This is a genomic window from Nitrococcus sp., assembly GCF_059432795.1.
In genome coordinates this window covers 1-4,255 of record NZ_JBXWZQ010000108.1, presented here as the reverse complement: position 1 = coordinate 4,255, position 4,255 = coordinate 1, and the positions used below count along the sequence as shown (strand labels likewise).

At 56.4% G+C, this 4,255-nt stretch carries 6 protein-coding genes and 1 pseudogene; all 7 read left to right on the top strand.

The features are described 5' to 3' along the window. The coding region (locus AC52Q4_RS08065; protein ID WP_495536284.1) for a hypothetical protein at nt 1–245 on the top strand (245 nt) is incomplete at its 5' end. A 13-nt stretch (nt 246–258) separates the two neighbouring features. Continuing rightward, nucleotides 259–489, top strand: a complete 231-nt coding sequence (locus AC52Q4_RS08060; RefSeq protein ID WP_495536283.1) for a DUF2283 domain-containing protein — start codon at nt 259–261, stop codon at nt 487–489. Nucleotides 490–519: 30 nt separating this feature from the next. Then, entirely contained in the window at nt 520–759 is a 240-nt protein-coding gene (locus tag AC52Q4_RS08055; protein ID WP_495536282.1) for a transcription termination/antitermination NusG family protein, read from the top strand. A 447-nt stretch (nt 760–1,206) separates the two neighbouring features. Continuing rightward, nucleotides 1,207–1,407: a DUF2281 domain-containing protein gene (locus AC52Q4_RS08050; protein WP_495536281.1), complete on the top strand. Its 201-nt coding sequence runs from the start codon at nt 1,207–1,209 to the stop codon at nt 1,405–1,407. 577 nt (nt 1,408–1,984) lie between these two features. After that, the gene (locus tag AC52Q4_RS08045) at nt 1,985–2,338 is read left to right on the top strand and encodes a MarR family EPS-associated transcriptional regulator (RefSeq protein WP_495536280.1); all 354 of its coding nucleotides are present in this window, start codon (nt 1,985–1,987) and stop codon (nt 2,336–2,338) included. Between the two features lie 240 nt (nt 2,339–2,578). Next, nucleotides 2,579–3,643, top strand: a complete 1,065-nt coding sequence (locus AC52Q4_RS08040) for a Gfo/Idh/MocA family protein (protein ID WP_495536279.1) — start codon at nt 2,579–2,581, stop codon at nt 3,641–3,643. 96 nt (nt 3,644–3,739) lie between these two features. Next, nucleotides 3,740–4,110: pseudogene (locus tag AC52Q4_RS08035) on the top strand (GxxExxY protein). Nucleotides 4,111–4,255 lie beyond the last annotated feature (145 nt).

The window sequence follows — 4,255 nt, the reverse complement described above, 5'->3', positions numbered from 1 at the left end:
TTAGGTTACACCCGCATGCCCGGGTACGGCTTGAGGAGCGAGGCGGCACGATGGACGAGATGAGCGCCGCGGTAAATGGCGGCGAGCGGTTTGAGGCAAAGCATGGGCGGATCGGATTTCGTCGTAAGTTTTATTTTGACGGCTACTGGCAGGGGAAGCACTATTTGAATAAGCAGCTTGAAGCCTACGCCGTTCAAGAAGGAGGCGACTGGCTCATAATCACAGTAATCGTCAAATATTTTTAATGGAGCCCTTGCGATGAAAATGACTTATGATCCCAGGTACAATATCGCCTACCTCCGACTGCATGAGAAGACTGCGGAGGTCACCACCCTCAAAATCAGCGATGCAATCAATATTGATATCGCTGGAGATGGAACAGTATATGGAATTGAGCTGTTGAACGCCAACGACCAGTTGGGGGAAGATCGAGGCAACCTGATCGTAGAATTACAGGGACAAAGGCACGAAATCTCCCTTCGAGGCTGACCCTGGATAGGCGAGGTTCCATCACGCGTATTGCGGTGCTGGTATGCTGTCCATTGCAAGCCGCGCGAGGGTGAGCGCGCCGAGCGGCATCTGAGCCGGCAGCGCTACGAAGCCTTCCGCCCGTTTATCCAGGTGGGCCGGCGCCGGGCCGGGCGCATGGCCACGCTCATCGAAACGGTCTTTCCCCCGGTATCTCTTCGTTCACCTCGATGGCCTAGCCGAGAACACCGCCCCCATTCGCTCCACCGGGGAAGGTGGCGGAGATTGTGAGCTTCGGCAAGGGCCGGCGCGTGCCGTATAGTGTATTGGCAGCCACACGTGTGCGCACATTAGGGCAACTAGCCAAATAGTCGTACACATAGTACTCCCGTTTATGAGGACGCATCCCTAGATACCACGAGAGGATTCAACAATGGCAACCGAAGGTAAGCGTTTCCGCGAGCTGGTCACTAAGCTGGAGACATTGCCGCCGGAGTATTGCGGAAGCCGAGGATTTTATCGATTTTCTAAGGCAATGGGATCAGGACCGACAGTTGACGCGTGCAGTGGCCGCAGCCGCTGAGTCGAGCTTGCAAAAGGTGTGGGACAACCCAGACGATGCCATTTATGACGCGCTTTGAATTCGAGCTCGTTGTAACACGATGTAATATCGGTCATGACCGTCAGCGGGAAAAATGACCTGGTATACTGAATGCGCATAGGCTTGAGGGTATCGCGATGAGCTTGGCTGAGCAGATCTATAAAGAGGCGCGAAGGCTCCCCGAGCCGCTGAATCGAGAAGTGCTGGATTTCATCGGCTATCTCGAGCATAAGTATGGCCTTGATCGCAAGGACACTGACGCGCTGATTGGTGCTCAGGAACCGGTAATGGAACGCCTTTGGGCTAACACGGACGATGACATCTGGAATGACTGGTGAGCCTGGAGATATCGTTGCTATCCCTTTTCCTTATACGGATCTCACGACTCAGAAGCGCTGCCCCGTCATCATGTTGACCCATCCAGACGATCACGGTGACTTCATTGCCCTGGCAGTGAGCTCGGTACCTGCACTCAGAGAGAGCCTTGCCGCTGACGAACAACGATTTGGTAGATGGCTCACTGCCAAAAGCCAGCTGGATCCGGTGTGGGAAGCTGTTTACGCTCCAGGTAGAGCTGATTGTTAAGCGATACGGTCGACTCTCTGAAGGGAAACAGGGCGCAATTCGCGAAATTATGTGTCCGCTTCTCGGTTGCCCAACGCTCGGCGCTCGCAACCCCTGATCTCGTGTAGTAACTACCGCACCAACCGTAGGGCGCGATAGCAAAGCACATTGCGCCGGACGAACCGCCATCGACCTGCTGCTCCCATCCGTCTTGTTGCCGCCCAAGCCCCCTTGTCTTCGGCCCGGAATTGTGGTGTAAATTACCTTCGTTCATTCGTTGAACGCAGATAACCCTTTGCGCTCCCGCCAGAGACGCCGAGACGGGCAACAGCTACTTTAGAAGAGGGAGCCATGCGCCCCGAGGATCTATGCTTCCAGGTGCTGCGCTACCTGGAGCAAAAACCGGACATGACCCAACGCGAGCTCGCCGGTGCGCTCGGCATCAGCCTCGGGCGGGTCAACTACTGCGTGCAGGCGCTGATGGAACGGGGCTTTGTCAAGGCGGCGAACTTTCGCAACAGCCGCAACAAGCGCGCCTACCTCTACAAGCTGACGCCGCAGGGTTTAACCGAGAAGGCCAAGCTCGCGCTGCGCTTTCTAAGGCGCAAGGAGCAGGAGCGCCAAGCGCTGCTGGAGGAGATCGCGGCGCTGCGAACCGAGATCGGCCAGACTCAATTCCATGACAAAGGCAAACAGGAAGTGTAACGATCATGCGGCGTTGGTATGCCGTTCACTGCAAGCCGCACGAGGACGAGCAGGCCGAGCGGCATCCGAGCCGCCAGCGCTACCAGGTCTTCCGCCCGAGAAACCGCATGTGTTTTGGATCTGTAGGACTACGCGGCCATTGCCAAAGAAAGTCAGGTAATCATACGTGTACGTAGCACCAAGAGCGCCGGCAAGCGTCATTCGCCCATGGGATGACGAACCACTGGGAGCCCAAAGCATATGCAAAAAGCCAAGCCTGCTGCCATTCGTGACCGGCGTATTCGTTTTGGTTTAGTCGGCTGTGGACGTATTGCCCAGAAGCACATTGAGGCCATTCAGCAGCACGCAGACCGGGCCGAGCTGGCAGCTGTCTGCGATACTGACCCGCAAGCTCTGGAAATAGCGCGAGAAAAAACGGCTGCCCCGGGTTATCCGAATATGGAAGACCTCTTTAAGGGAGGCGAGGTGGACGCCGTGTGCCTATGTACTCCGAGCGGCTTGCATTCGGATCAGACAGTCGCTGCCGCGCGGACCGGCCTTCATGTCATCACCGAAAAACCCATGGCCACCCGCTGGGCGGATGCCAAGCGCATGGTCCGAGCCTGCGACGAGGCGGGCTGTTATTTATTCGTTGTCAAGCAGAACCGTCGCAACGCCACCCTGCAGCTGCTCAAGCGTGCCGTCGAGCAAAAACGCTTCGGCCGTATCTATATGGTCAATCTCAATGTCTTCTGGACGCGCCCCCAGACTTATTACGACAGTGCGCGTTGGCGCGGCACCTGGGAATTCGACGGTGGTGCGCTGATGAACCAGGCCAGCCACTATGTGGATCTTATTGACTGGCTCATCGGCCCGGTCGAAAGCATCCAGGCCTATACGGCCACCCTGGAGCGGAACATCGAGGTAGAAGACACGGCGGTCATGAACATCCGCTGGCGCAGCGGTGCCCTGGGTTCCATGAACGTCACCATGCTTACCCACCCCAACAATTTCGAAGGCTCCATCACCATCCTTGGTGAGAAAGGCACCGTGCGGGTAGGGGGGGTTGCCGTAAACGATATCCAGCATTGGGAGTTCGCCGAGCCTCACCCGGACGACGAGCAGGTCGCCGAAGCGAACTATGAGACCACTTCCGTTTACGGTTACGGGCATCCGCTGTATTACGACAACGTCATCCGGACTCTTAAAGGCGAAGCCGAGCCGGAGACCGACGGCCGGGAAGGCCTCAAATCCATGGAAGTGCTCATTGCCAGTTACCTCTCCGCCCGGGACGGCCGACAGATCGCCCTCCCGCTGGAGTATTAGCCACGGACGCACACGGAAAGACACGGAAATGGATTTATATAGTTATTTTCCGTGCATTCCGTGTCCTTCCGTGGCAAAAGTCTTTGGAGTTCGACTATGGATGGTCTGCTGGAAGAGGACCTGACCTATCGGATCCGCGGCTGTGTATATGAGGTGGCGCGCCATCTTGGGGGAGGTTTCCTCGAGAAGGTTTACGAAAATGCGCTGCTCAATGAGATGCACAGGCAACGTATTGCCGCCGAGTCTCAAGTTCCTTATCGGTTTACTACAAGGGCAGGGTTGTCGGTCAATACAGCGCGGATCTACTGGTAGAAGGTGGGGTTCTCCTGGAGCTCAAGTCGGTAAGGCAGATCCTGCCGGAACACGAAGCCCAAGTGCTCAACTACCTGAAGGCAACTCGCCTAAAGGTAGGGTCGCTGGTGAATTTCTCGCACCCTAAAGCTGTCATCAAAAGATTCGTCTTATGAAAAGAGCCCTTCCGTGCATTCCGTGTCCTTCCGTGGCGGAAAACGTATCTGAGTGATTTCTAATGGCTGAATTTCAGGCGCACCCGACCGCCATAATCGATGAAGGCGCCAGCATAGGCACCGGCACGCGCATCTGGCACTGGGT